The organism is Glaciecola sp. 2405UD65-10, from assembly GCF_048820975.1.
Lineage (GTDB): Bacteria > Pseudomonadota > Gammaproteobacteria > Enterobacterales > Alteromonadaceae > Glaciecola.
In genome coordinates, this window is sequence record NZ_JBMEUF010000001.1 from 1,169,089 (window position 1) to 1,194,672 (window position 25,584).

Sequence of the window (25,584 nt, forward strand, 5' to 3'; positions counted from 1 at the left end):
TTTTCATTCGTTGATAACGATTAGTGCGTAAATGGCTCTAGGCCTGATAAACGCATTTTAATGTCAATATTGTGTAATTCTCTTGGCGCGGTATTGCTTAGGGCTTCAGCAATAGCTTTAATATGCGCAGGCCGGCTACCGCAGCAGCCGCCAACAATATTTAGTAAACCACTTTTTGCCCATTCTTCGATATGCGCTGCCATTTCATCTGGCTCTAAGTCATACTCACCAAATTCATTCGGCAAACCTGCATTAGGATGGGCTGATACTAAACACTCACTTATTCTGGCTAATTCAGCTACGTATTGGCGCAGTAAATCAGGCCCTAATGCGCAATTTAAGCCAAAAGAAATGGGTTTTACATGGCGCAATGAATTGTAGAATGCTTCCGTTGTTTGCCCCGACAAGGTTCGCCCTGATGCATCCGTAATTGTCCCTGATATCATGACCGGCAGGCTATAACCCACTTCTTCAAATACTTCATCTACTGCATAGGCCGCGGCTTTAGCATTGAGCGTATCGAATATGGTTTCAAGCATAATTAAATCGACTTGGCCTTGAATTAACGCATGGCAAGCTTCTTTATAGTTTAGCACTAAGTCCTTAAAGGTAACGTTGCGTTTAGCTGGATCATTTACGTCTGGAGAAATTGAAGCTGTTCGGCTAGTTGGGCCTAATACCCCCGCAACAAACCTTGGTTTGTCGGGCGTTAATAAACTCACTTCATCGCAAGCTTCGCGTGCTAATTTGGCGGCCGCTAAGTTAATTTTAACGACTTCGTCTTGCATGTCGTAATCAGACATAGAAATAGCATTGGCATTAAAGGTGTTTGTCTCAATAATGTCTGCACCGGCATGAAGGTAAGCCAAGTGTATATCTTTAATAAGCTTTGCTTGAGTAATCGCCAGTAAATCGTTATTACCTTTTACATCACAATGCCAATTAGCATATTGCTCACCTCGGTAATCGGCTTCTTCAAGCTTATATTCTTGAATTTCAGTGCCCATTGCGCCATCAAGTATTAAAATACGCGATTTGGCCTGTTCGCTAATTATATCAGCTACGTATGCTCTATTTGTTGTAGAGGAATGAATATCTTGCTTACTCACGCTTGCCCTTAACATTATGTTAGTCGCCTATTAATTCATTTAAATCAAATGGCGTAGTTTGATACACATAGTAATTTAACCAATTGGTAAATAACAAATTTCCATGAGATTTCCAGCGCATGAGCACTTTTTTATCAGGCTTGTTATCTTGGTAGTAGTTTTCTGGAATTGACGGCTCAAGCCCTGCTTCTTTGTCTCGCTTGTATTCTTGATCAAGCGTAGTTGGGTCATACTCAGGATGCCCCGTAACGAACACCATGCGCTTGTCAGTAGTTGCCGCAATATAAACACCAGCATCATCAGACTGCGCAAGAATATCCAGTTGATTAACATTAGCATAATCTTGCGTGCGTATTTGTGCAACGCGCGAATGTGGGGCCCAAAATTCAGGGTCAAACCCTCGCATCAATTCATTTTTTTCATCTAAAACAGAATGGTTAAATACCCCTGACAATTTTGAATCGCGAAGTTGTTTATCGACATTGAAAAAGTGATACATTGCAGCGTGCGCAGCCCAGCATAAATAAAAGGTTGATTGCACATTTCGTTTAGCCCAGTCCATAAGCTCTTGCATATGCGACCAATATTTTACGTCTTTGTATTCTAAGTTACCTAAGGGCGCGCCTGTTACAATCAGGCCATCATATTTTTTATCTTTAACTTCACTGAATAAATGATAAAAAGCCTTCATATGTGAAGCCGGCGTATTTTTAGGTGCCGTTTCATCTATGCGAATCAAGTCAACGTTAATTTGCAGCGGGGTGTTTGATAACAACCTTAAGATCTGCGTTTCTGTTTCAATTTTATTGGGCATTAAATTAAGAATGCCTACTTGCATTGGACGAATATTTTGACTGATAGCGCGTTCGTTATCCATCACGAAGATGTTTTCATTTAACAAATCTTCAAGAGCAGGAAGTTCAGCGGGTAATGTAATGGGCATGACAATCACCTATCAATTAAAAAGATAGGCTATTGTGGCAAGTAAACGAAAAAAGTCAACATCTTTACGTCTAGACGTCTAAACGTTTATGGAAAAAATTTGTTTTTACGACTGTTTGCTTCTGTGTAAACCAATTAACACTTCAGCTTCAGCGCGCGGAAGTTCACAGGCTTCCATAATATCTTCTAAGCTAGCCCCTGCCGCTACCAATTCATTGGCTTTAGTGTACATGCGAATACCTGGATCTTGGTGTTGTAATTGTTGAGTTTGGTTTTCAAGCTGCCGTAATTCCTGACTATTTAGCGCAAGTTGGTGACGAATTTCTGACACTTCGTCTTGAATGCTTGACGAAAGTTGCTCCGTATTAGCACTATTGTTTTGGGCAAATGCTTTGAGTTGTTCTTCTTGCTTTTTCAACAATTGATACAAGTCATTTATGAGTTTAATTGACTGTCCTAGGCGTGTGTTCACTGTTTTAGCGTATTGATAAAAAACAACACAAAGTAAAACAATTACAACTAACATAACAAGGCTAAGTAGCGTTAATTTTTCGGGGCTTAAATATAAATTCATATAAAAAGTTGGATGCTTATGCCATGGCAATTGAAATAAAATTGATTTAATTCAACAACAAGCAGTAAACATGCCAAAACAGCCGGTTGTATTTCTACAGCCGGCTGTTTACGAACAATTTAGAGTTTGGTGGGCTTACATGCCGGCTAGGTCATCCCACTCTTCGTCTGATAACAATTTATTAAGGTCAACCAATATGAGTAGTTCTTCGCCGCGATTACTCACACCTTGAATAAATTTGGCGCTTTCTTCTGTGCCTACGTTTGGAGCGCTATCAATTTCAGATGATTTCAAATATACCACCTCGGCAACGCTATCAACTAGAATGCCTACAACGTGCTCATCTGATTCAATAATCACAATACGTGAGTTATCCGTAATTTCAGAAGACGGTAATCCAAAACGCGCTCGCGTATCAATAACCGTAACCACGTTACCACGCAAATTGATAATACCCATTACGTAATTCGGCGCTCCAGGTACAGGGGCTATTTCTGTATAGCGCAAGACTTCTTGAACCTGCATTACATTGATGCCGTAAGTTTCTTCGTCAAGTCTGTAGGTTACCCACTGAAGTACCTGATCATTTGGATCTGAGGTGGTCGCTGTGGTTCTTTCTTGTGACATTCGCTTTTGCTCCGCTACATCGATTGGTTAATCGTCGAGTTTTATACTGTACTTGCCTGCCTATTAATGCATTCTTCCAAGCACAACTTGTACCATTCTTGCACCATCTACCAGTGCACACATTTTATCTTTCAATACACCTGCTGACCAAGCCCGTTTGGCGCTTTCGCCACGCCATTTAATATCACTTTTGTCTAAGGTCATAGTCATACTAATTTGCTCACAACAAAGTACATACGGGCTTTTTCCTAATTGAATTGCAAACTTATAATCTAATGAGGCCTGCAGCTCTTTAGTGTAACGCTCGGGTATTATGCAGCGCGCCGTATCAATGCACTGATACGTGTTATCACCTTTTATTAGCAAGCCCATAAACCACGGTGGCTTCCCTACTATAGGCGACACTTTAGTCAGCGTATGTATACCGCCTAATTCAACTAAAGGTAAGGCTAAAACAAGCCCCGCGACTTCGCATAACAACACTTGAAAGCGCTCATCTAAGTGTTCTTTAAGTGAAATCTGACTATTTCTAATTCCACTTATATCTTCTATTTCGGCAACTTGCGCGATTTCTTGATGACTGATTGATGCTGATTCATCAAGTTTGTGCTTATATTCAGGAATTTCCTGCTTTTCAGTTATTTCAGCTGACTTAACCTGAATATTGCTGTGAACAGACGGAGCATCCAACAGCAGCGATAAACTTTGCGCCTTTTTTAGTAAAAGCTCAGCTTCACTGAGTTTATGAGCATAATCGCTCTCTGCGAGCTCGACATGCGTATATTTAAAGTCTGCTTTTGACTGTGTCAAATCAGTGAAATAATCTTGTACAGCAAGATTTGAGGGTGAATTTGAAGAATCGGGCTTATGCATTTTTGAGTAACTCATTGACGAGCTTTTCGTACGCAAATGAGCCTCTAGTATTTGGCGCAATTTGATTAATAGGTAAACCTGCTGCACTGGCGTCTCTGAATTTCGTATCTACAGGCACGTACCCTTTCCAAATATTACCTTTGTATTTTTCCCGCATTTGGCTAAACGCTCCAATGCAGGCTTTCACGCGTTTATCAAATAAGGTTGGAACCACTAAATAAGATGCTTTGGCTGTTAAACTGTTTTTCATAAGCTCAAGGGTGTGAATCATTTTGTCTAAACCTTGTAGCGCTAAATGCTCTGTTTGTGTAGGCAAAATGATTTTATGAGCCGCCACTAATGCATTTACCATTAGCACACCTAAAACAGGTGGGCAGTCCATTATCATTACATCGTATTTACTCGCAAATTTTTGCGCGACTTTTTGCATAATCAAGCCTTTACCCTCTTGCTCCCCAAGCGTTTTATCTAAGGTTGCCAATGCCATGTGGGCTGGTAACAAATCCACATTTTTTATGCTTGATTGCAAAGTGGCTTGTGCCAGCACAGTAGTAAATGCCTTATCAGAGTTACTTGCCATAAATACATCATATAAATTCAATGCTTGGCATTCAGAATCAACACCAAGATAATGGGTAAGAGAGGCGTGAGGGTCTAGGTCAACTAACAGCGTTTTAAATCCCATTGCACTTAAACAACCTGCAATAGAAATGGCTGAAGTTGTTTTGCCAACTCCGCCTTTCTGATTAACGACTGTCCACACCTTCATTTAATGAGTTCTCTGTGCTTGTGAATACTTACCTAAACTGCCATTACGCTGAATTTACAGGCTTGCAAGTTGTCAAAGTAGGTAGCTGAAAGGCTTACAACGCTACTATGCGTAGCGTTTTAGTAAGCTAGGTATATCTAAAATAAGTGCTATGCCGCCGTCAGACGTGATTGTTGCCCCGGCCATGCCTGGTGTACCTTGCAACAAGGTATCAAGAGGCTTAATAACCACTTCTTCTTGGCCTATTAATGAATCTACAACAAATCCAACTTGCTGCGTTCCTATTTGCACCACAACCACATGCCCTTGAGCACGGTCAGATTTTGGCTTATGAGGATTCAACCAATCATTTAAATAAAATAGTGGAATCGCCTTTGAACGCACAATCATAGTTAATTGGCTATCAACCGTATTCGTTTTGCTCACATCCATGTTGATTATTTCATTTACAGAGCCTAAGGGTAGTGCAAATGTTTGCTCACCTACTACTATCATTAATGTAGGTAAAATAGCTAATGTAAGCGGTACTTTAATTTCTAAAGTTGTACCTACACCCAACTGTGAGTTTATATTAACGGTTCCGTTTAGCTGGTTTATCTTAGTTTTTACTACGTCCATGCCCACACCACGACCGGAAATATCACTAATCTCGGTTTTGGTTGAGAAACCTGGCGCAAAAATTAAGTTAAACGCTTCAACGTCTGACATACGGGCGGCTGAGTCTGCATCTAATACACCGCGGCTAATAGCAATTTCTTTGAGTTTTTCAGCGTCCATCCCTTTACCATCATCAGCAATGGTTAAAAGAATATGGTCACCCTCTTGTGAAGCTGCAAGCCTGACTGTGCCCATACGAGCCTTGCCCGCTTGCTCACGTTCATCAGGCATTTCTACACCATGATCCACCGAGTTTCTTACCAAGTGAACTAGGGGATCGGCCAAGGCCTCTACTAAATTTTTATCTAAATCTGTTTCTTCACCCTCAAGTACTAGTGAAATTTCTTTTTTGAGGGTACGCGCTAAATCTCGAACAACACGTGGGAAGCGGCCAAATACTTTCTTAATTGGTTGCATGCGCGTTTTCATCACTGCGCCTTGCAAGTCGCCGGTTACTACGTCTAAGTTAGCAATCGCTTTGGTCATGCTTTCATCGGCAATATTAATGCCTAAGCTTAGCAAGCGGTTTCTTACAAGTACTAGCTCACCCACCATATTCATAATTTGGTCTAAGCGCTTAGTGTCTACCCGAACGGTCGTCTCTTGTTGCGGAGGCGCGGGCTTATTCTCAGGCTTTTTAGCGGGTGCGGCTGCTTTAGCAACAGGCTTAGCAGGCGCTTTAGCCGGCGCAGCTTTCGCATCGGCTTTGCTATCTTTTGCCGGCGTAGTTGACGCAGGCGCAGATTGTTTGGGCGCGCTAGGCGTTGATTCAGGCTTATTCTCTGTTGGCGTATCGGCTACTTTGGGCGCTTGGCCTTTACCATGTAAGTTATCTAGTAAGGCTTCAAATTCATCATCACTAATTTCATCATCATTAGTTGATGCAGCGGGAGCAGGTGCTTTTTCTTCGGCTTTATCGGTTTTAAACGAACCTTGCCCGTGAATATCATCAAGTAATGCTTCAAATTCGTCATCACTTATATCGTCAGAATCACTCGCTGCAGGCGTAGCTTTAGCCGGTGCATCTGAAGGAGAACCGCTACCATGAAGTTCATCTAATAGCGCTTCAAATTCATCTTCTGTAATCTCATCTATTGAGTCACCGCCAGATTTATCACTATTTGTTGCAGAGGCTACTTCTGGTTCGCTTACTTCAGGTTCAACTGGCGCAGGCGCTTCTTCGCTAGCAGACGCTTCACCAAAAATATTTTCATCGGGTGATTCAGGTTTGCTTAATTTGTGTAGTAAATCGATAAGTTGCGGCGGAGCAGCCTGCAAAGGCTCTCTGGCTTTCACTTTTTCGAACATCTCTACTACTTCGTCGGTGGCTTGTAGAATCACATCCATCAACTCAGGTGTTAAAGAGCGATTCCCTTGGCGCATCATGTCAAACACATTTTCAGCACCATGGCAGATGTCTACAAGTTCTGTTAATGACAAAAATCCAGCTCCACCCTTTACGGTATGGTAGCCACGGAAAATTGCATTTAACAAATCACTGTTTTCAGGATTGTTCTCAAGATCAACAAGTTGTTCTTGGAGTTGTTCAAGAATCTCTCCAGCTTCCACTAAAAAGTCTTGTAATATATCCTCGTCAACTTCAAACGACATTCGTTCGCTCCCCTAAAACCCTAAGCTTGACAGCAAGTCATCAACGTCATCTTGGTTATCCATGACGTCTTCACGTTTTGCTGCATCGATAATTGGCCCTTCGGCTTTTACTTTATCGTCTATTTCTAGAGAAGGTTGAGTTTTATCTTTGATTTGTGATGTATCACCGAACGTAGCAAGCATTTCAACAAGGTGTTGTTCCACTTCGTTTACTAAGCCGATGACTTGTCTTATAACTTGGCCAGTTAAGTCTTGATAGCCTTGTGCCATGAGTACTTCTGTTAAACTGCTATTTAATGCGCGTGAATCTTTTGAGACACTCTCTAATACGCAATCTAACTCAATGCATAAATGCTTAAATTCACCAAGTTCTATTTGGCGGCTCATTAATTTCTTCCACTCAGGTAAAATGGCCTCTAGGCGGTCATTTAACTGCTCAGCAATAGGCATGCTTTTTTCAACCGCATCCATTGTTGAGTTAGCGGCTTTTTCAGTTTCCTCAATCACGTACTCTAAACGAGACGTGGCATCGGGTAGCGATACTTCTGCCAAGCCAACTAACTTTTCATCCACGTTAAAATCGGTCAATGAATCGTGTAATTGGCGTGTTAACTTTCCTACTTCAGAAAATAGTTCCGCAGACTCATTTAGCGATATTGTGTGAATAATATCGTTTGCTGACTCAGTCTCGCCATTTTCTAGATGCTGAACCAATAGTTTGGCTTGCTCTAAAGATATAAGAGGTTGCTCTTGCGTCATGGGTTTGTTCCTAGTTAGTTGGATTAACCTAAACGTTCAAATATCTTATCTAGCTTCTCTTTTAACGTGGCTGCGGTAAACGGTTTCACTACGTAACCATTAACACCGGCTTGAGCCGCCGCTACAATTTGCTCTTTTTTAGCTTCAGCCGTTACCATTAATACTGGTAAAGGTTTTAGCTTATCGTTAGAGCGTATTGCGCGCAGTAAATCTATGCCCTGCATACCGGGCATATTCCAGTCAGTAACCACAAAATCAAAGTCGCCTTGTAACAACATTGGCAAGGCGGTGTTTCCATCGTCTGCCTCTTGAATGTTAGTAAAGCCCAAGTCTTTCAACAAATTTTTAATGATCCGACGCATAGTTGAGAAGTCATCAACTACTAGGATTTTCATATTCTTATCCAAAACTACCTCCGAAATGGATGTGCATTTAACTGCTTTAATTTAAATTAATAAGTATGTGACTATTGCTCAACACGCCACGATTGCATTTTCGATTTTAATTTAACCATTGCCTGTGAATGTATTTGGCTTACTCGCGATTCACTGACTTCAAGTACTTCACCAATTTCGCGTAAATTTAATTCTTCATCGTAATACAAAGATAATACTATCGCTTCTCTTTCAGGCAGGGTGGTAATCGCAACCGCCAATGCTTTTTGAAAGGAACCTTGCATCATCTCCTCAAAAGGTTTATCGGCACCTTTTGACTCTTCCGTAGTTAATACATCTTCACTTACGCCTAAATCTTCAATTCCAACCAATTTTCCAGCGTTCACTTCGCCCAACATTTGGTGATAAGCTTGCAAGGAAACATCTAATTTGGCGGCGACTTCAGTGTCACGAGCGTCTCGCCCTGTCGCCTTTTCCACTTGATTTATGGCTTCTGTAATGGCTCTTGAATTTTTATGCACTGAACGTGGCGTCCAGTCACCTTTGCGAATTTCATCTAGCATTGCTCCACGTATTCGAATACCGGCGAAAGTTTCAAAACTTGCGCCCTTCGAACCGTCAAAATTACGCGCGGCTTCAAGCAAGCCAATCATGCCTGATTGAATAAGATCATCTACCAAAACACTTGCAGGCAAACGAGCCAATAAATGATGGGCAATCCGTTTAACCAATGGCGCATGCTTCTCTACCAATTGGTTTTTATCTATTTGCTGTTGATATCCAGTCACTTTAGTACTCACTTTGGTTTACCTATTCTTGCATTGACACAAGGTTTTCAATAAAAAATTCCAAATGACCGCCAGCCTGATCAGGAATGGGCCAGTCATACATCTTTTCTGCCAGCTGTGTTATTGCTTTGGATGCTGGAGAACTTGGAAACGCTTCAACAATGGCGGTTTGTTTTCGCACTGCTTTGCGAACATTTTCATCAAACGGAACAATGGCCGTTAACTCTAGTGCCACATCTAAAAAACGGGTAGTTACTTTTGATAACTTACTAAATAATTCATGTCCTTCACGCTCGCTCCTTACCATATTGGCAACCACTTTAAACTTAAAAACGCCATGTTCTCTGTTTAGTATTTTGATTAAAGCGTAAGCATCGGTAAGAGACGTTGGTTCATCGCACACCACCATTACTACATTTTGCGCTGCACGTGAGAAGCTCACTACCATGTCAGATATACCTGCCGCCGTATCAATAATTAACATATCAATAGGTGTGCGAAGTTCTCCAAATGCGCGTATAAGCCCCGCATGCTCATGTCGAGTAAGTTCGGTCATAGATTTCGCGCCCGATGTAGCGGGCGCAATTTTGACGCCATAAGGGCCTGTCACAAGAATTTCATCAAGCGTGCAATCGCCGTTTAGCACATGCGACAAATTACGTTCAATGCGAAGGCCAAGCATTACATCAATATTAGCCAGGCCCAGATCGGCATCTAATACCATTACCTTCTTACCTAGCTTTGCTGCAGCTATAGCAGTGTTTAAAGTCAAGCTGGTTTTACCCACACCGCCTTTACCACCCGTTACGGCTACAACTTTAACTTGTTTATTTGAAGCACGTCTAAGCGTACTTGCCTGATCTTCTATCATATGCCACCTGCAATTGTGTCACTGCGACCGCCCTGCTCAAGCAAACCATATTTTTTATATAGTTTTGCTGCAATTAGCGTTAAGTTTGCTGAGTCTGCGAGTTTAATGTCTTCTGGTACACGCTGACCATCGGTGACATAACTCAACGATAAATCATTTTCAATCACCACACTTAAGGCTTCACCTAAGCTATAGCACTCGTCTAGCTTGGTAAAAATACAGCCTTTTATATTAGTTTGGTGATAAGCTTTAACCGTTTGCTTAAGTACTTGGTATTGTGCACCTGCTGGCAGTACCAAATATTTTCGAATATTGACGTTTAGGCCTGATTCATAGTCATTTAGCTGTTCAATCAATCGAGTGTCTCGTTGGCTGAATCCAGCAGTGTCTATTAGCACAAGCTTCTTATTTCGCAGTTGATACAGTATGTCGTTCAGCTCCTGAGAGTTGTGCGCTTTTTTCACTGCACAACCAATAATTTTGCCATACGTGGCTAATTGCTCAAAAGCGGCTATTCTGTACGTATCGATGGTGACTAAAGCAACTTGCTCTGGGCCATATTTCTGCGCGTATTTAGCGGCTAGTTTAGCTAAAGTCGTTGTTTTACCTGTACCTGTTGGCCCAACCAAGGCAACTACGCCCGATTGGTTTAAAATATCGTTACCGCCTACGTGAATCCTGTTAGACAATAAGTTCAGTATGTATTTCCACCCCTGCTTTTCATCAACTTGATGCGGTAAAAACTCTACAAATTGACGCGCTAATTCAGGGCTAATTCCCATTTTTACTACTTGTTGCTGTAAGTAATGATGAACTGGGTTATTTCGCTTTTTACGCTCTTCCGATAAACCACTTACCTGAAACTGCAAAACGTTTTTGATTGATTCAAGCTCAGCTTTAATGCTATCTAGCTGTTTAGGCTCTAGTACACTTGGTGGTGGCTGTAGTCCTGCCGCCTGCGTGGTATCTGCAGCCACACTTTCTTTTTCTTGCTCAGCAAACGCTGGCGATCTAAAAATACGGTCATCAGCACGTGGTTCTGGGGTACTGCCATAATTAGCTTGCTGAGAATAGTGAAGTGAAGACTGATTACTCTCCTGCATTTGGCTGCTACCCTGCATTTGCGTTTCTGGCTCAGATGAGTTTTGCGACTGCATTTGCTGCTCTAACAAGGCTTGTAAACTGTCGGGGCCTGAGTCACCAATAATATCGCGTAAGTTTGGTGTTTTACGTGTGGGCTTTTGCGCTTGCTGGCGAGGCTGCATTTGCGCCTGGCTACGTAATGGCTCTTGCCTACTTGTCGCTTGCGCATCCCTTTTAAGTGGTGTTTCAGAAGGATCTATGGCTGCAATGAGCTCAACGCCACCTGTCACTTTCTTATTAGACATAATTACTGCGTCACCCCCAAGTTCATCTTTGACTTGCTTAAGGGCTTCTCGCATATCTTTGCCAAAAAAACGTCTAATTTTCATGTCATCCTCTTTAGTGTCTTTACTTCGTGTAGAACACTGCTTTTTTACGTCGTTTGTTGCATCGGTGTGCGGTTGCTATGCGTGTCAGTTTATTGACCTACCGATGACACTATTTTTATCTGCTTATCATCAGGAATTTCTTGGTACGAAAGGACATGTAAGCCTGACACTGCTTGCTTTAAAAACCTTGATAACACTGGGCGTAGCATGCCTGATGTTAATAGTACCGCTGGCTCACCCGCTATTTCTTGTTGCTGGCTCGCCTCTGATAGTGATTGTTGAAGTTTTTCAGCTAAACCTGGTTCAATACCAGCGCCATCTTCACCACCTGCTTGAAGTGACTTATGCAACATCTGTTCCAACTCAGGGGCAAGTGTGATTACAGGAACCTCATTAGCACCATCTACTATCTCTTGAACTATCAAACGCTTAAGCGCAATGCGCAGTGCAGACACCAGTACGTCTGGGTCTTGGCTTTTCGGTGCGTAATCTGAAAGCGTTTGAACAATAGTACGCATATCTCGAATAGGCACGCCTTCTGATAATAAAGTTTGCAAAATTTTGACGACTAGCGACAAAGAAATAACGTCAGGAACTAAGCCTTCTACTAGCTTCGGATGGGTTTTCTCTAGCATATCTAATAGCTGCTGAACTTCTTCATGGCCTAATAATTGGTGCGCGTGGTTCGTTAGTAATTGGCTTAAGTGAGTTGCCACTACCGTTGCCGCATCTACCACCGTGTAGCCAAGTGTTTGTGCGTGTTCACGCTGAGATGATTTAATCCAAACTGCATCTAGACCAAATGCTGGGTCTTTCGTTACGGTTCCCTCAAGGCTTCCGAATACTTGGCCCGGATTAATAGCTAATTCACTGTCATGGCTAATCTCTGATTCACCTACACTTACACCTAATAAAGAAATTTTGTAAGCGTTTGGAGAGAAATCTAAATTGTCACGTATATGCACCGGTGGAATTAAAAAGCCTAATTCTTGAGATAACTTCTTACGAACCCCTTTAATACGCGTCAGTAATTCACCGCTTTGAGATTTGTCTACTAATGGAATTAAACGATAACCTACTTCTAAACCAATGATGTCAACTTGGTGTACATCGTCCCAGCTAAGTTCTTTTACTTCACCTACGGGGGTTTTAGCTTCTGGCATACGTTCAAGTTTAGACGCCTCTTCAGCTTCTTTTTTCTTATTCCAATCACGGTAGAATGCATAACCACCTACAAGGGCTGCAAATGATAAGAATGCGAAGTGCGGCATGCCTGGAACAATACCCATTACAAACAAAATAACAGCCGTAATATAAAGTGCTTGTCGATTGGCGAGTTGCTCACGAATTTCATCGCCCATAATTTGACTGTCGTTTTCACGAGTCACAATTATGGCGGTTGCCACAGATAGCAACAGTGATGGAATTTGTGCCACCAAACCATCACCAATGGTTAGTACGGTATACACTTCCATAGCATCGTTAAATGATAAGGAATGTTGGTACATGCCAATAAATAAGCCACCTACTATGTTGATCAACATAATAAACATGCCAGCTACCGCATCACCTTTTACAAATTTTGATGCACCGTCCATCGAACCGTAGAAGTCAGCTTCTGCAGTTATTTCTTCACGGCGTTTACGTGCTTGGTCTTGGTCTATGTAGCCTGCGTTTAGGTCCGCATCTATAGCCATTTGCTTACCGGGCATTGCATCTAGCGTAAAGCGTGCGCTTACCTCAGAAATACGCCCCGCACCAGCGGTGACAACTTTAAAATTAATAATGAGCAAAATAGCAAATATCACCACACCCACTACGTAGTTACCGCCAATTACCACCTCGCCAAAAGCCTGGATTACTTTACCTGCTGCATCTCCGCCCTCGTGTCCTTCAATAAGTACGATGCGCGTTGAGGCCACATTTAAAGCTAAGCGCAGCACCGTTGCCACTAGCAAAACAAGCGGAAATATGCCGAAGTCTACCGGGCGTTTGGTAAATACACTGACTAAAATAATTACAAGTGACAATGCAATATTAAAGCTAAAAAGTGTATCAAGCAGAATGGCAGGCATGGGTAAAATAACCATGCCCATAAGGGCGAGCACCACAATGGGCGCACCAAGGCCAGCACCTAAGGATTTGACTTGGTTTTTATCTATGTTTTGGAAATATTGAGCTAACTGCATATACCAATTTTTTGACATTAGTGATTATCTAAATAGGTACATTACAACTCTTGTGCCAACTTAGTTAAAAACCTAAGCTGGAATCAATAATAATTGATTATCGGCGTAATTCTGGTGGAATTGGCATGTCTTTATTTAAAGGTTTAGGACGCTTACCCTTACCGTTTTTGTATGCTTTAAGTTGATACACATAGGCAAGTATTTGCGCTACTGCCATAAACAATTTTTGTGGCACTTCATGGTTAACCTCTGTTGCCCAATAAATTGCCCGTGCTAACGCCGGAGACTCAACAATCGGCACTTCGTGCGCGGTAGCGATTTTTCTAATGTGTAAGGCTAGTTCATCTAAGCCTTTTGCTAATACCACAGGTGCTCTATTGCCGTTTTGATCATACTGAATAGCAACCGAGAAGTGAGTTGGGTTGGTGACAATCACATCTGCGTTGGGGACTTCTTGCATCATTCTATTCGCTGAAGCTTGATACTGAATGCGTCTAACGCGACTTTTCGTCATAGGGTCGCCTTCTGCATTTTTGCGCTCATCTTTTACTTCTTGCATGGTCATTTTCATTTCTTTGTTGTGCTTAAATATTTGGTAAGGCACATCAACAATGGCAATGGGAATCATACCGCAGCATAAGATTAAAAATGCCCATGACACCATGTCCAATGCATGAAAAAGATTCATTGGATATAATTCAAAATCTAAATGCAGCGCCTCATCTTTGAAAAGAAGCAGTGCTAAATAAGCCATGGTGCCAACCACAAGCACCTTGCCAATACCCTTTAAAAGCTCAACCAGGGCCTGTGTACCCACCATGCGCTTTATACCTTGGGCTGGACTAATTCTATTTGCTTTTGGAGCCGCTGAACTCCAAGTAAAATTGTACCCGCCTAAGGCAATGCTCCCGTAAATTCCTCCTACCATAGCCACCATCATAAACATAATAAGTGGGCCGGAGCTTTCAGTTATAGAGGTATCTAAGACCTGAAACATGTGCTGTATATCGTAGGTTTCATCACGTGATAAGGTGAACGAGCGGATATATATGCCGTACATTGCCTCTGCGATATAGCGGCCCATAATAAACATACCAAAGGCCGATGATACTAAAACTAGCGTAGTCGAAAGTTCTTTAGAGCGCGCTATCTGGCCTTTTTTCCTCGCGTCTTCGAGTTTTTTGGCCGTGGGTTCTTCTGACTTTTCGAACGAGTCGTCTTGTGCTGCCATGCTAACAAACCCTCACTAATTCGCACATCAGGTCTTGAGCTCTAATCCATTGTTGCTCAAAGTGATACGCCTGATTGGCTAAGGTTAAATAAATAATCACTAAGCCCGTTAACTGAGCAATAGAGAAACCAATACTAAATATATTCAGTTGCGGTGATGCTTTGGTCATTACCCCAAACGCTAAGTTAACTATCAATAAGCTAACAATGGGAGCAAGCGAAATAGTTACTGCAGATACAAACATCCAACTCGCCCAATGTGCCATATCTTTAAATTGATTAGGTGTCCACCATGGGCCATCAATAGGAAAAGCCTCAAAGCTAACAACTAACATCTCAATCATGTAGAGGTGGCCGTCAAAGGTCCAAAACAACAAGGTAGCTAAAATTAGGTAAAATTGGCCCACGGCTGGGACATTGATGCCGTTAATGGGGTCAACAATCGATGCAAAACCTAAACCCGTTTGCATGGCAATAATTTGTCCGGCTAGAACAAAGGTATTAATTACCATCATGGAAATGAACCCTATGGCAATGCCCACAATAAGTTGCTTCGCGATAAGAATGAAAGTACCTAAAGACACTATCTCGCTAATTGGCACGGGCGGGATCATAGGCACAATCATAAGAGTAAGCAGTACGGCTAATAGGTTACGAATAGGAGTAGGAATAGTATTAGCACTAAAGCCAACCATAGAGATGAACATGCCAGAAATACGCATAAACGCAAGCATATAGTCACTAACCACAGCCATCATTGTGCTACTTAGTAATTCCATGGATAGGCCCTCGCTATCCAACTACCGAGGGAATGCTATGCACTAAATTAATAGTAAAATCCATGAGCTTTTTCACCATCCAGTTGCCTAAAAAACTAAGCGCTAATAGAGTGACGATTAAACGCGGTAAAAAACTCATAGTTTGTTCGTTAATAGAAGTAGCGGCTTGAAAAACTGCTACCACTAAACCTATCAATAAGCCGGGCACAATAACCGCTGATACCAACAAGATGATGATAAACATTGCATCGCGCATCACATCAACAAAGGCCTCTGGGCTCATATTACACTCCCATCCCAAAGCTAGTGGCAAGCGTACCAAATATTAGATTCCAACCATCAACTAGAACGAACAACATCAACTTAAACGGCAGCGATACAATCATTGGAGACAACATCATCATCCCCATAGCCATTAAGATAGACGCCACTACTAAATCTAAAATCAAGAACGGAATAAACAACATAAAGCCTATTTGAAATGCAGTCTTTAATTCGCTAGTAACAAACGCCGGAATCAAAACGGTTAATGGCACTTCCTCTGGATCTTGAAATTGCCCTTCATATCCACCAATTCTTACAAACGTTTCCAAATCGGTCATGCGTGTTTGGCTTAGCATAAAAGCACGCATTGGCTCTTTAGCTTGGTTAAACGCGTCTATTGATGTCATTTCTTCATTTAAATAGGGTTGTAAGGCATTTACGTTTATCTCTTCAAATACCGGCGCCATAATAAACATAGACAAGAACAAACTTACGCCAATCAGTACTTGGTTAGAGGGTGACTGCTGCAAACCTATTGCTTGGCGCAAAATAGACAGCACAATAATAATACGCGTAAAAGAGGTCATCATCATTACAGCAGCTGGGATTAAACTTAGCGCAGTCATGATAAACAGCGCTTGTAAGGTCATTGAGTAATCTTGGCTGCCATCAGGATTGGTGGTTACCGTTACAGCATCTATTCCGCTTTGTTGTGCAAAGGCATTTACGCTAAATCCTAGCAATAAGCCAATAAAGCCTAATATTTTGGTGAAAGAGCTAGGCTTATGCATCTTTGCTCTCCTTAACGGCGCTATTGCTTTTACCCGTAATACTAGACGCCATTGCTTGCACTAATTTTTGCTGAAAGTTGAGCTGGCTTGAATTAGTTTGCGAATGATTAGTTGCTGAATTGGCGTCAAGTGCTTGTTCTAATTTGGCTAGGTGATTAATATTATGGCTGGTTACACCCACTAGGTGCTGCTCGTCCCCCACCTGTATGACCATTATTTTTTCTTTACTCCCCGCCATCATGCTAGCAACTACGCGCATTTGTCCGCCGCCCGCCTGAGCGACATTAAACCGTCGCATTATAAAGGCGAGCGCAAAAATAATGGCGATCACTAAAAGAAGTGACATGAAAACCGTAAGAACTGAGCTAGCTGAGCTAAGCGATGAACTCGTTTCTTTACTTTCTTGAGCTTGAGCTAGCAAGCATGTTGAAAGCAAAAACAGACCAAAAGAGCCTTTAAATATAAGGCCTAGACAAAGTTTTGATGATAGATTTCGAACGAAGTCTTTTTTTAAAAATTCCATTAGCTGAGCCAAGTTCCACATTCATTTTTATTGTTTATAAATGGACTTGAGCAATCAACGTGCCAACAGCTAAGTTTTAGACCTACTCTATGAAAGTATTAACAGTATGCATCCATCAATAGGACTGTCAGCTATTTTTACAATCAGCCAGTCATTGATGGCGAAGGAATGCTTAACTAATTGAAATTTAATTGTTTTTATTAAATGCACAATACTTGCATGATAGTACTTTGGTACTAGTACCAAATAATTAATATACTAATAATAAGGAACTACCATGTTGAAAAAGCGTTTACAAAAAACAGCGATTGCGCTTGTGGCATCGCTCACAATGGGAACCGCATCGGCTGAGTTAATTAACTTAACGTACGATGCTACTGATTTTGAATCCCCTGATGGACAACTTGCTTTGGCAGGATTTCAAGAGGCCGCCTCTTTTTGGTCAAACTTATTTACCGATGACGTGACCGTTAATCTTGGTATTGGTTTCAGCGCGCTTGATTCTGGTGTTATTGCACAAGCAAGCTCAAACAGCGGACTTTACTTATATCAAGATGTTGCTGTAGCCATGATAGGTGATGCAAGCTCTGTTTTTGATGAAGTGGCAAATACAACTTTACCGTGCGATGACCAGGGTAATGGCGTGTGTAATGTCGCATTCGTTGATCAGGAAAATCCTGACTCACTAGTAAGACCAGAACTAGATAACGACGGTAGCGTTGACAATTTCGCACTTGAAGTGACTCAAGCGAATGCGAAAGCGCTTGGTTTAAGCACTGATGGCTTCGATGAGCTAGACGCAAATCTAACCTTTAGTAGTGAACTTGACTTCGATTTTACGCGTGATGATGGAATATCAGCGGGCTTATTTGATTTTGTTGGCGTTGCTATTCATGAAATAGGCCACGCATTAGGCTTCGTAAGTGGCGTAGATACATACGACTTTGTGTATAATTCTAATTTTATTGACCCAAATATTGACTTAGACCCCTTCGTTGTAGCATCTACACTTGATTTATTCCGTTTTTCACCAGAAAGTTTGTTAGAAGGCATTGGGGTAAGAGACTTCAGTCCTAGCAATTCATCATATTTTTCAATTGATAATGGCTTAACTAGTATTGCTCAATTTTCTACGGGTAGCTTCGGTGGTGATGGCCAACAGGCTAGTCACTTTAAAGACGGCTTGGACCTTGGCATTATGGATCCTACTCTTGCTCGTGGTGAATTTGCAGACGTTACCGCAATAGATTTACTCGCATTTGATGTGATTGGCTGGGATTTAAACCTAGTGCCGGTTCCTGCGCCTTCTACCGTTGCTTTATTCGGGTTAGTCGTGGGTACTATGGCGTTTACTCGTAGACGTCGTAACAAGTAGCTCTCGGTCGTTTATTAAATGGGGCATATGCCCCATTTCGTTTACTTAAGCTTCTTGATGCGCTCAACTTGGCTAATCACATCGGTTAGGCGAATACCAAACTTATCGTTGATCACAACCACTTCACCATGCGCGATTAATGTACCATTTACGAGTACATCCAACGGTTCACCGGCTACTCGGTCAAGTTCAACCACCGAGCCCTGATTTAACTGCAGCAGATTACGAATACTAATATTAGTGCGCCCTACTTCCATAGAAATAGTGACCGGAATATCTAAAATCGTCTCTAGTTTCTTTTCATCAACATTTTGTGCAGGCTCTTCGGTAAGCTCATCTAATCCCGCTGCTTGGGCTTCTGCGAGGAGGTCATCAGGGTCAACGCTCTCTTCACCACCGCCTTCCGCCTCGGCCTGTTCAGCCATTGCTTCGCCCCAAGCGTCTAAGCCGTCATCTTCTTGATCGCTCATACTTATCTCCTTTCTAAAATTTGTAGTAAATCTTCTTCCAAGACTTGAAGCTCTGAGTCGCTGTCTATTACTACGCCGCCTTTCGTAAACAATTGTAGTTCTGACTTAACTGAAGTTGGTCTTGGAATTTTATCGGTAATTTTAAGTGCCATATTTTCGCGTGACTTCCCTAATTTAGCTCTAAATGTGGGTAAGTCTTCAACGGAAACTGTCACGTTTTCAGGCATACGAATGGGAATAATATCCCCGTCTTTGTAATCCATCAGTGTCTCTAAACTCACGGTTACATCTAAGAAGTGTGTATTTAAGGCAACTTGCACGTCCATTATTTCATCACGTAAGGCCTTACTCCATCTAAAGTCGGTATCTTCTTTATCATTTTGAACACCGGCATCAAGCATATCTCTAATAGGTTCAAGCATGGAGTAAGGTAAGGAAATATGAAAATCCCCGCCTCCGCCATCAAGTTCAATATGAAAAGAACTAATAACAACGACTTCAGTAGGGCTAACAATATTCGCCATAGCTGGATTTACTTCAGAATCTAAATATTCAAAAGATACGTCCATAACAGGTGCCCAAGCTTCTTTGTAATCTTCAAAAATTAGTTTGAGTAACATTTGAATAATTCTGCGTTCAGTTGGCGTAAATTCGCGCCCTTCTATTTTAGCGTGATAGCGCCCGTCGCCTCCAAAAAAATTATCCACCATAATGAAAACTAAACGTGCTTCCATGGTAATCAAACCGGTTCCTTTTAAGGGGCGAAACCTAACCATATTCAGGCTAGTAGGCACAAACAATGTGTGAATGTACTCGCCAAACTTGATCATTTGAATACCGTTAATTGAAACTTCAGCAGAGCGCCGCATCATATTAAACAAGCTCACCCGCATGTGTCTGGCAAATCGCTCATTTACGATTTCCAAAGTAGGCATGCGACCGCGCACAATACGATCTTGAGATGAGAAGTCATACTCAATAGCTGAGCCGTCATCTACGACTTCTTCAACTACCTCTTCTTCAACATCGTCAACACCGTGTAATAGCGCGTCAATCTCGTCTTGTGATAATAGATCACTCACTTAAATCACCTGCCTTACTGAATAACAAAACCAGTGAACAATACCTGCTCAACCACCGGTTTTTTTTCTAATTCATTCATAATTTGGCGCACTTGTGCAGTGGCCTTATTGCGCAAATCTATTTTTCCTACATCGGTCACTAAGTCTTCGGCATTGGCCGAGCTAAATACCTGCAACAAATTACCTTCAATCATGGGAATATGGCGATTAGCTAAAGCTTCGTTTTCAGCCCCCCGCACCATGAGTTGCACATCAATTTGTACTAACCTTTCACGCGTTGTACCAGGAGCATTAAATTGAAACGGACGTGGCATGGCCACATAAATGGCTATCCCAGTGGCTGGAATCGTTGATTCGGCTTCGCTAGCCTGAGCATCTTCGCTCTCTTCAGCGACTTCCTCATCGCCCATAAATAGGAAGAAATAAGCAGCGCCACCGCCACCCACTAACAGCACCACAACAATGATGATAATTAGCATTAACGGAGATTTTTTCTTGCCGCCTTCTTCGCCTTGTAATTCTTCTTCAGCCATTTTCCTATACCCTTAAAATACTAGTTGAGCTTAATTTTAGTTACCACATTTGGCTAATGTGCTAAGCCTAAGCGTAATAATCAATACCGCCTAATGCTCCGCCGTTCACCCGTTGTTCCACTATAGGTGTGGTAAGTTCTTCATCGGTCTCAGCCACGTTTTGCCCTAGCGCTGTTCCCGAGCCCGTTTGTGCAAAATTCCCATCGTCACTTTGCTGTCCTTGTTGTTGCCCGCTATCTTGCTGCACAGAAGACTGCCCCAGTTCAATACCTTGCTGAGCAAGCATATCGCGAAGTCTTGGCGCGGCCTGATCAAGCACATCCTTTGCTACAATAGATTGCACGGTAAAACTAACCTGGGCTGTATCACCGCTTAAATTAACTTTAATCTGCATACCACCTAAGTCAGGCGGATCTAATCTAATTTCAGCGCTTGGATTACGTGAATTCACCATCCAACGCACTTTTTCAGCCAATTGCTGTTGCCCCGATTGCATTTCAATATTAAATGCTTTATTGACGCTAGCTTGGCTATTTAATTGACCTGTAGCACTATTAGCAATTTTCGTACCCTCTGTTTGCATGACTTGCATTTCTTTTGCAAATTGTAGGTCGGTAGGACTACTTAATTGGCCTTGGAGCTGGCTTGCCGTTTGATTCACAGCATTCGCTAAATTCAATACTGCATTCACTTGGTTAATAGCTGCGTCAATTTTCGGTTGAAGCTTTGTTTCCGCATCAGGATTTGTTGACGCAATTACGTCATTTATTATGCTTTTTAGATCAATTCCAGGTTCTCTTCCGCTGGATAATTGCTGTTTAAATTCTTTCAGGCCTGATTGCAGTGCCGCTACAAACTCACTACCTTTTACATTTGAGTTAACATCACTGGCTAATGATTGAACACGTTCAGCTATGCTATTAATCGCTTTGTTCGCTTGCTCTTCGCTAAGCTCGGCTAAATTTATTAAGCTTGGCTTATTAGTATTGGTGGTATCTGCTTGCTTAACAGTGGTATCAGGTGTTTTTGCCCAAGGCATATCGTTTGTAGGAGTTTTAGCGAGTAAATCAGGTGTTTTTCGCCAAATATTCCCATCCGTTTCTTTGCTTTCGTGATTAAGCTCGGCACTAAGTAACAACGATTGCGCGTCTTTCTCACTGTGCTCGGATGTTGGGTTACTAACTGGGACGCTTAACTGGCTTGCATTCATAGCATGTAGCACTGGCTTATTATTTGCCTTATCTAGCTTATCGGCTGCAAAATTGTGATTTTTATCTTGCGACATTAGCAAGCTAGTCAGTAAGGCTTGGTCAGCTTTAGTATGTTCACTACTTTGTGCGGTGCTAGCATCATCAGTACTGGGCTGAAGTTGTGCTAGCATAGATGAAATTATGTCTTGTAGCTTGGCAAGCTCTTCAATACTTAAATTAGCGTTTAAATCAAGTTGTGCATCTTGTGCATCTAAGATGGCTTGTAAATCTTGTTTGCTTAAGCTCACCTTAGTAAACTCTTGACCTGATTCAGCGTCTATTTGCACTAATAAATTAAGGGCCTCTGCAGCAGATTCATCACTTTTAGAAGCTAAAGCATCAAGTTCAGCTGAAAAAATTTGGCTTTGTGTTAGCTTAGTATCACTTTCATTTCCTGTAAATTCAGCCAACTGAGTCACATACGAAATATAATCAAATGTTTCTTGTTCTGCGGGTGCTTTCAGTGAAAGAGCATCAGAGTCCTCGCTTAATTCAGTAGCGATTGATTGTGTGCTTTCATCAAGCTTAAGCTCATTTTCATTGAGATGCTTTGTCGTTTCCTGCGCATCATGAGATTTATTAGCCCGTTCCGCTTGTGAATTTAGCGCCTTGTGGCTAGTCGTATCTTTGTGACTTTTCTCGCTGCTTGTTGCATGTTCAACAGACATATCCGCATTGTATTTCTCATTTTCTCTATTCGAGTGCTGTTTTGCTGCGGCGTTATCAGCACTCGTTTTAGCAAATTCAAACGCTGACACTTTTTGGGATTCATCACTCATAACTTGATTAAATGCGCTTTTTGCATCGGTACTACTGGCTATATCAAGCGGCAATTTCGAAGCGGCAGATTCAGACTGACGGGTGGCAACTTGTTGCATCATAATGTACTATCCTATTAACAAAACCAATCTAAACCATTGTTAAATATAGACTTAATTAATATAAATGGTTTTTCTAAAATAGGATTTGCATTTTCTATACCAAAAAAGGAAAAATGCTAAATAGCGGTTGAGAATGAGGGACATGTTGTTAGTAATTAGATTTTCGTGCGCTGCGCGAAATGGCAAGTTCGTCAAATATTTTTTGTTCCAATTTCGCTTCTTTAATCTTAATTTCTTTTTCTTTAAGCGCAATTAAATGAAGAATAGCTTTTCGTTTTTGTTGCTGAGCCAACCATTGTCGTTTCCGTTGGTCTACTACTAATACTGCATTATTTATAATTTGCACTTGCTGTTCACAAGCTTTATCTAGTTTACCCACAAATTGATGATGTTGACTCATTGCCAGTGCTGCCACGCCTTGCTGCGCTTTTAATCGTATTGTATGCAAATAATCTAAACGATATCTTTCTAGTCCTGATAATTTTTGCTGGTTTGCTTGTAAATGTGCATTAGCTTGTTGATACGCAATAGCGCATTTTTGCTCTCGCTCGTGTTCTACTTTCGCCACCATGTGCAGCTGAGATAATTTACTCATTATTTACTCGCTGACTGAATGCCTTGCGCCAATGTACTCATAGTTTCATTGGTGGCTTTCATATCAATCACTTGTTTCATTCCTTGTTGCAAAAATGCATCAATGGCAGGAGACGCCGCAATCGATAACTCAATTTGTGGATCACTGCCTTTTACATACGCGCCAATATTAATTAAGTCTTTGTTTTGCTGGTAAGTAGAATACACCCGCTTAATTGCGCGGGCGGCGGTATCATGTTCAGGGCTTACTACTTGCGGCATAACCCTTGAAATAGAGGCTTCAACATCAATAGCCGGATAATGCCCCGAGTCAGCTAAATTTCTAGACAATACAACGTGACCATCTAAAATAGCTCGCGCTGCATCAGCGATGGGATCTTGTAAATCATCACCTTCGGTTAACACGGTATAAAAGGCCGTAATTGAACCTTGATGAATATTACCATTACCGGCTCGTTCAACTAATGCTGGAAGTTTGGCAAATACTGAGGGCGGATAACCTTTTGTTGCTGGCGGTTCGCCTACTGCTAGCGCTATTTCCCGCTGTGCCATGGCATAACGAGTGAGGGAATCAACTAGCAACAACACATTTTTGCCTTGATCGCGAAAATATTCGGCAATGGTAACGGCCGTTTCACTGCCTTTTAAACGCATTAAGGGCGAGGTATCGGCCGGTGCTGCAACAACTACGGCTTTCTTTCGGTCTTCTTCTGTGAGTATGTCGTCAATAAATTCTTTAACTTCACGCCCACGTTCACCTATTAAACCTACGACCACTACGTCAGCCACTGTGCCGCGTGTCATCATACCTAAAAGCACACTTTTACCCACACCGCTGCCGGCAAACAAGCCCATACGCTGGCCTTTTCCTACGGTAATCATGGCATTAATTGCACGCACGCCTACATCAAGAGGTTCGCTTACCGCTTTTCTAGTGAGAGGGTTTATGGGGGGCGGATGCGTGCTTACACGTTTGCTGGTATTAATTGGTCCTAAGCCATCTAAGGGCTTGCCATTTGCATCAATCACTCTGCCTAACAGCGCCTCGCCTACGGCTAGCCCCGTTTCTGCAGCTAAAGGTTCTACTAATGAGCCTGGCACAATACCTTTAATTGATTCACTTGGCATTAAATAAGTGATGTTATCGGCGAAGCCAACTACTTCGGCTTCAACACGGCCACTTTCGGTTTGTACTAGCGCCCTGCCACCAATGGGAATTTTACATCCTACCGCTTCAAGGGTTAAACCCACACCACGCACTAATTTGCCCGCACTAATAGCTTGGCAAGGGCTTACCGATGCACTTATTTCTTTTATGTTATTTAATAAGGTTTGCATACCGCTAGACAAAAGAGGCGTTTCAGCTTGAGACTGAGAATCTTTTTGAGAGTTACTTTGATCGTGGGTCATCAGCTAAGCCTTGTTCAAACAATAACTTTGAAAATATTTGCTCGCAGCGTTTTTGAATAGACACATCAACGGTATTATTGGGCGTTTGAATTTTACACCCGCCTTGCTCAATATCGTCACTGGCAACAAGCATCCAATCATTTTGAGCAATATACTGTTCGCCAAAATGCTCGTTTACCCATTGCAAATCACTAGGATTTAGGAACATTTGATATTGACTTTCTTGAATGGGAAGTGCCTTCAAGCCTTCTTCTATGGCTTTCAACAACACCTCATTACTTTGTGTAGACTCGACTTTGATAACAGCTTCAGCTAATGCTTTAGCAAGTAAAACCAGTTCTTTTTGCATCTCATGATGAAGTTTAGCAATGGGTTGCTCAAATGATGACATTAAGGCTTCAAACTTTTTACTTTGTTCATCAAGGCTTACTTTAGCCTCAGCCAAACCTTGCTCAATTCCGCTGCTTTTTCCTTGTTCTAGTCCTTCCTGTGTGCCTTTATCTAATCCTTCATCGTATCCTTTTTTCAAGCCTTCTTCATGGCCACTTTTGAGCCCCTCTTGAAAAGCAGCGGCGCGAATTTCTTCAATATCTTCGGCGGTTAGGGGCTCCACATCTTTATCTTCTTCCGGCGCTTCAAATTTCCATTTGCCACGCGGTCGATTCAAAGCATTCGTGCTTTCTTCTTCTTGCGCAAGTTGGTCATCAACTGAGGGCAACTCCCAAAGCTTTGCCTGATCAAATATGTCCTTATCTGTCATACTCAT

General features: G+C 42.0%; 26 protein-coding genes. 1 reads left to right on the plus strand and 25 read right to left on the minus strand.

The window, feature by feature from the left end; translation table 11 throughout:
- Positions 1 to 20: 20 nt before the first annotated feature.
- From ACOI22_RS05375 to fliO, 18 genes are all read right to left on the minus strand, one after another.
- Positions 21 to 1,055, minus strand: a complete 1,035-nt coding sequence (locus ACOI22_RS05375) for a homocysteine S-methyltransferase family protein (RefSeq protein ID WP_420672319.1) — start codon at positions 1,053 to 1,055, stop codon at positions 21 to 23.
- Between the two features lie 73 nt (positions 1,056 to 1,128).
- Positions 1,129 to 2,052: a homoserine O-succinyltransferase gene (locus ACOI22_RS05380; RefSeq protein WP_420670966.1), complete on the minus strand. Its 924-nt coding sequence runs from the start codon at positions 2,050 to 2,052 to the stop codon at positions 1,129 to 1,131.
- Positions 2,053 to 2,157: 105 nt separating this feature from the next.
- A complete protein-coding gene (locus ACOI22_RS05385; RefSeq protein WP_420670968.1) occupies positions 2,158 to 2,625 on the minus strand; it encodes a DUF2802 domain-containing protein in 468 nt (155 codons plus the stop codon).
- A 135-nt stretch (positions 2,626 to 2,760) separates the two neighbouring features.
- Positions 2,761 to 3,252: a chemotaxis protein CheW gene (locus tag ACOI22_RS05390; protein ID WP_420670970.1), complete on the minus strand. Its 492-nt coding sequence runs from the start codon at positions 3,250 to 3,252 to the stop codon at positions 2,761 to 2,763.
- A 63-nt stretch (positions 3,253 to 3,315) separates the two neighbouring features.
- A complete protein-coding gene (locus ACOI22_RS05395; RefSeq protein ID WP_420670972.1) occupies positions 3,316 to 4,140 on the minus strand; it encodes a chemotaxis protein CheW in 825 nt (274 codons plus the stop codon).
- Entirely contained in the window at positions 4,118 to 4,894 is a 777-nt protein-coding gene (locus ACOI22_RS05400; RefSeq protein WP_420670974.1) for a ParA family protein, read from the minus strand. The genes ACOI22_RS05395 and ACOI22_RS05400 overlap by 23 nt, the downstream gene beginning before the upstream one ends.
- Before the next feature lie 105 nt (positions 4,895 to 4,999).
- Complete coding sequence (locus ACOI22_RS05405; protein WP_420670976.1) at positions 5,000 to 7,162, minus strand: chemotaxis protein CheA; 2,163 nt, start codon at positions 7,160 to 7,162, stop codon at positions 5,000 to 5,002.
- Between the two features lie 12 nt (positions 7,163 to 7,174).
- The gene (locus ACOI22_RS05410) at positions 7,175 to 7,921 is read right to left on the minus strand and encodes a protein phosphatase CheZ (RefSeq protein WP_420670978.1); all 747 of its coding nucleotides are present in this window, start codon (positions 7,919 to 7,921) and stop codon (positions 7,175 to 7,177) included.
- Between the two features lie 23 nt (positions 7,922 to 7,944).
- The gene (cheY, locus tag ACOI22_RS05415) at positions 7,945 to 8,328 is read right to left on the minus strand and encodes a chemotaxis response regulator CheY (protein ID WP_420670980.1); all 384 of its coding nucleotides are present in this window, start codon (positions 8,326 to 8,328) and stop codon (positions 7,945 to 7,947) included.
- A gap of 59 nt (positions 8,329 to 8,387) precedes the next feature.
- Positions 8,388 to 9,116 carry an RNA polymerase sigma factor FliA gene (locus ACOI22_RS05420; RefSeq protein ID WP_420670982.1) on the minus strand — a complete coding sequence of 243 codons (729 nt, stop codon included), beginning with the start codon at positions 9,114 to 9,116 and terminating at the stop codon, positions 8,388 to 8,390.
- A gap of 10 nt (positions 9,117 to 9,126) precedes the next feature.
- Positions 9,127 to 9,975, minus strand: coding sequence for a MinD/ParA family ATP-binding protein (locus ACOI22_RS05425; RefSeq protein ID WP_420670984.1), 849 nt, complete (start codon positions 9,973 to 9,975; stop codon positions 9,127 to 9,129).
- On the minus strand, positions 9,972 to 11,447 hold the full coding sequence (gene flhF, locus ACOI22_RS05430) for a flagellar biosynthesis protein FlhF (protein WP_420670986.1): 1,476 nt from the start codon (positions 11,445 to 11,447) through the stop codon (positions 9,972 to 9,974). Before flhF ends, ACOI22_RS05425 begins: the two co-directional genes overlap by 4 nt.
- An 89-nt stretch (positions 11,448 to 11,536) precedes the next feature.
- Complete coding sequence (flhA, locus tag ACOI22_RS05435) at positions 11,537 to 13,636, minus strand: flagellar biosynthesis protein FlhA (protein ID WP_420672320.1); 2,100 nt, start codon at positions 13,634 to 13,636, stop codon at positions 11,537 to 11,539.
- 97 nt (positions 13,637 to 13,733) lie between these two features.
- Positions 13,734 to 14,867: a flagellar biosynthesis protein FlhB gene (flhB, locus tag ACOI22_RS05440; RefSeq protein WP_420670988.1), complete on the minus strand. Its 1,134-nt coding sequence runs from the start codon at positions 14,865 to 14,867 to the stop codon at positions 13,734 to 13,736.
- A 1-nt stretch (position 14,868) separates the two neighbouring features.
- Positions 14,869 to 15,645, minus strand: a complete 777-nt coding sequence (fliR, locus tag ACOI22_RS05445; RefSeq protein WP_420670990.1) for a flagellar biosynthetic protein FliR — start codon at positions 15,643 to 15,645, stop codon at positions 14,869 to 14,871.
- Between the two features lie 13 nt (positions 15,646 to 15,658).
- Positions 15,659 to 15,928: a flagellar biosynthesis protein FliQ gene (gene fliQ / locus ACOI22_RS05450; RefSeq protein WP_420670991.1), complete on the minus strand. Its 270-nt coding sequence runs from the start codon at positions 15,926 to 15,928 to the stop codon at positions 15,659 to 15,661.
- Position 15,929: 1 nt separating this feature from the next.
- Positions 15,930 to 16,700 carry a flagellar type III secretion system pore protein FliP gene (gene fliP / locus ACOI22_RS05455; RefSeq protein ID WP_420670992.1) on the minus strand — a complete coding sequence of 257 codons (771 nt, stop codon included), beginning with the start codon at positions 16,698 to 16,700 and terminating at the stop codon, positions 15,930 to 15,932.
- On the minus strand, positions 16,693 to 17,223 hold the full coding sequence (gene fliO, locus ACOI22_RS05460; RefSeq protein WP_420670994.1) for a flagellar biosynthetic protein FliO: 531 nt from the start codon (positions 17,221 to 17,223) through the stop codon (positions 16,693 to 16,695). The genes fliP and fliO overlap by 8 nt, the downstream gene beginning before the upstream one ends.
- A gap of 277 nt (positions 17,224 to 17,500) precedes the next feature.
- On the opposite strand from fliO, the gene ACOI22_RS05465 reads away from it, so the two are divergent.
- Positions 17,501 to 18,598, plus strand: a complete 1,098-nt coding sequence (locus ACOI22_RS05465; protein ID WP_420670995.1) for an NF038122 family metalloprotease — start codon at positions 17,501 to 17,503, stop codon at positions 18,596 to 18,598.
- A 41-nt stretch (positions 18,599 to 18,639) separates the two neighbouring features.
- Here ACOI22_RS05465 and fliN read toward each other — a convergent pair whose 3' ends face one another.
- The 7 genes from fliN to fliH all read right to left on the minus strand — a co-directional run bounded on the left by fliN (position 18,640) and on the right by fliH (position 25,584).
- Positions 18,640 to 19,068 (minus strand): flagellar motor switch protein FliN, encoded by a 429-nt coding sequence (gene fliN / locus ACOI22_RS05470; RefSeq protein ID WP_420670996.1) that lies wholly within the window; start codon positions 19,066 to 19,068, stop codon positions 18,640 to 18,642.
- 2 nt (positions 19,069 to 19,070) lie between these two features.
- Positions 19,071 to 20,150, minus strand: coding sequence for a flagellar motor switch protein FliM (gene fliM / locus ACOI22_RS05475; RefSeq protein WP_420670997.1), 1,080 nt, complete (start codon positions 20,148 to 20,150; stop codon positions 19,071 to 19,073).
- A 14-nt stretch (positions 20,151 to 20,164) separates the two neighbouring features.
- Positions 20,165 to 20,683: a flagellar basal body-associated protein FliL gene (gene fliL, locus ACOI22_RS05480; RefSeq protein WP_420670998.1), complete on the minus strand. Its 519-nt coding sequence runs from the start codon at positions 20,681 to 20,683 to the stop codon at positions 20,165 to 20,167.
- Between the two features lie 67 nt (positions 20,684 to 20,750).
- Positions 20,751 to 22,814, minus strand: a complete 2,064-nt coding sequence (locus ACOI22_RS05485; protein ID WP_420670999.1) for a flagellar hook-length control protein FliK — start codon at positions 22,812 to 22,814, stop codon at positions 20,751 to 20,753.
- 148 nt (positions 22,815 to 22,962) lie between these two features.
- On the minus strand, positions 22,963 to 23,409 hold the full coding sequence (fliJ, locus tag ACOI22_RS05490) for a flagellar export protein FliJ (protein ID WP_420671000.1): 447 nt from the start codon (positions 23,407 to 23,409) through the stop codon (positions 22,963 to 22,965).
- On the minus strand, positions 23,409 to 24,746 hold the full coding sequence (gene fliI, locus ACOI22_RS05495; RefSeq protein WP_420672321.1) for a flagellar protein export ATPase FliI: 1,338 nt from the start codon (positions 24,744 to 24,746) through the stop codon (positions 23,409 to 23,411). Before fliI ends, fliJ begins: the two co-directional genes overlap by 1 nt.
- Positions 24,747 to 24,798: 52 nt before the next feature.
- Complete coding sequence (fliH, locus tag ACOI22_RS05500; protein WP_420671002.1) at positions 24,799 to 25,584, minus strand: flagellar assembly protein FliH; 786 nt, start codon at positions 25,582 to 25,584, stop codon at positions 24,799 to 24,801.

Excerpts from the sequence above, each read along its gene's own strand:
- ACOI22_RS05380 (WP_420670966.1), bottom strand. The coding sequence starts at position 2,052 with ATGCCCATTACATTACCCGCTGAACTTCCTGCTCTTGAAGATTTGTTA.
- ACOI22_RS05385 (WP_420670968.1), bottom strand. The coding sequence starts at position 2,625 with ATGAATTTATATTTAAGCCCCGAAAAATTAACGCTACTTAGCCTTGTT.
- ACOI22_RS05390 (WP_420670970.1), bottom strand. The coding sequence starts at position 3,252 with ATGTCACAAGAAAGAACCACAGCGACCACCTCAGATCCAAATGATCAG.
- ACOI22_RS05395 (WP_420670972.1), bottom strand. The coding sequence starts at position 4,140 with ATGAGTTACTCAAAAATGCATAAGCCCGATTCTTCAAATTCACCCTCA.
- ACOI22_RS05400 (WP_420670974.1), bottom strand. The coding sequence starts at position 4,894 with ATGAAGGTGTGGACAGTCGTTAATCAGAAAGGCGGAGTTGGCAAAACA.
- ACOI22_RS05405 (WP_420670976.1), bottom strand. The coding sequence starts at position 7,162 with ATGTCGTTTGAAGTTGACGAGGATATATTACAAGACTTTTTAGTGGAA.
- ACOI22_RS05410 (WP_420670978.1), bottom strand. The coding sequence starts at position 7,921 with ATGACGCAAGAGCAACCTCTTATATCTTTAGAGCAAGCCAAACTATTG.
- ACOI22_RS05425 (WP_420670984.1), bottom strand. The coding sequence starts at position 9,975 with ATGATAGAAGATCAGGCAAGTACGCTTAGACGTGCTTCAAATAAACAA.
- flhF (WP_420670986.1), bottom strand. The coding sequence starts at position 11,447 with ATGAAAATTAGACGTTTTTTTGGCAAAGATATGCGAGAAGCCCTTAAG.
- flhA (WP_420672320.1), bottom strand. The coding sequence starts at position 13,636 with ATGCAGTTAGCTCAATATTTCCAAAACATAGATAAAAACCAAGTCAAA.
- flhB (WP_420670988.1), bottom strand. The coding sequence starts at position 14,867 with ATGGCAGCACAAGACGACTCGTTCGAAAAGTCAGAAGAACCCACGGCC.
- fliR (WP_420670990.1), bottom strand. The coding sequence starts at position 15,645 with ATGGAATTACTAAGTAGCACAATGATGGCTGTGGTTAGTGACTATATG.
- fliQ (WP_420670991.1), bottom strand. The coding sequence starts at position 15,928 with ATGAGCCCAGAGGCCTTTGTTGATGTGATGCGCGATGCAATGTTTATC.
- fliP (WP_420670992.1), bottom strand. The coding sequence starts at position 16,700 with ATGCATAAGCCTAGCTCTTTCACCAAAATATTAGGCTTTATTGGCTTA.
- fliO (WP_420670994.1), bottom strand. The coding sequence starts at position 17,223 with ATGGAATTTTTAAAAAAAGACTTCGTTCGAAATCTATCATCAAAACTT.
- ACOI22_RS05465 (WP_420670995.1), top strand. The coding sequence starts at position 17,501 with ATGTTGAAAAAGCGTTTACAAAAAACAGCGATTGCGCTTGTGGCATCG.
- fliN (WP_420670996.1), bottom strand. The coding sequence starts at position 19,068 with ATGAGCGATCAAGAAGATGACGGCTTAGACGCTTGGGGCGAAGCAATG.
- fliL (WP_420670998.1), bottom strand. The coding sequence starts at position 20,683 with ATGGCTGAAGAAGAATTACAAGGCGAAGAAGGCGGCAAGAAAAAATCT.
- ACOI22_RS05485 (WP_420670999.1), bottom strand. The coding sequence starts at position 22,814 with ATGATGCAACAAGTTGCCACCCGTCAGTCTGAATCTGCCGCTTCGAAA.
- fliJ (WP_420671000.1), bottom strand. The coding sequence starts at position 23,409 with ATGAGTAAATTATCTCAGCTGCACATGGTGGCGAAAGTAGAACACGAG.
- fliI (WP_420672321.1), bottom strand. The coding sequence starts at position 24,746 with ATGCAAACCTTATTAAATAACATAAAAGAAATAAGTGCATCGGTAAGC.
- fliH (WP_420671002.1), bottom strand. The coding sequence starts at position 25,584 with ATGAGTATGACAGATAAGGACATATTTGATCAGGCAAAGCTTTGGGAG.